General features: G+C 60.2%; 1 protein-coding gene. It reads right to left on the reverse strand.

Annotated elements, in window-relative coordinates; translation table 11 throughout:
- Positions 1–865: MlaD family protein (locus AC1DVH_RS31955; protein WP_477757146.1), on the reverse strand; the 865-nt coding region annotated here is incomplete at both ends.

An 865-nucleotide genomic window follows, 5' to 3' on the forward strand; every position in this document is an offset into this window, starting at 1 on the left:
CTGATAGCTCTGTACGGAGCCGACTTTGACCTGCTTGTAGAGTACCGGGCTGCCGACTTCCAGCGAGCCGAGATTTTCCGTGAACAACACCAAATGCAGGCCAGGTGCGCGCAGATCCAGCGGCGGCGCCTTGGCCCGTGCCGCAAACTCCCGTTGTGGCGCCGAACCCTTGTCGCCAGGCCGCACAGCGATGTAGTTGCCTTTGACCAACGCCTCGAGACCGGTAATCCCCGCCAGGGAAATCGACGGTTTGACCACCCAGAATTGGGTGCCTTCGACCAGGTAATCTTCGGCCAATGGGTCCATCGTCAATTCGGCGGTGGCCCCGGACAGGTCAGGATCGACCTTCAGCGCCTTGAGATTGCCGACCTGAATGCCTTTGTACATCACCGGCGTACGACCGGCCTGCAAGCCTTCGAAGTCGCTGAGCTTGACCTTGACCCGGATACCGGCCGCCGCTGCATCGAAGTCCTCATAGAGTCTGAACGGCAGGCTCGGGTCGGTAGGCGGGCTGTCCTTGCGGTTTTCCGGGGTAGCGAACGCAATACCGCCGGCGACGATGCTGGCCAGGGACTCGCTGCGAACCTTCACCCCCGACAGATTGGCGTCGATGCTGATGCCGCTGGCGTTCCAGAAACGTGTGTGTTTGCGCACCAGTTTTGCGTAAGTCGGCTCAATGAAAACCTTGAGCTCGACGGTGTTCTGGTCCTCGGACAACACATAGCTTTTGATCTGCCCCACTTTGATCTGTTTGTAGAACACCGGACTGCCACGGTTCAGCGAACCCAGACGGTCAGCCTTGATGGTCAAGTGCAGACCGGGCTGGGCATCCGAGAGCGGCGGTTCCTGGGCCAGGGCCTTGAAC

This window comes from Pseudomonas sp. P4_C3 (genome assembly GCF_056402075.1).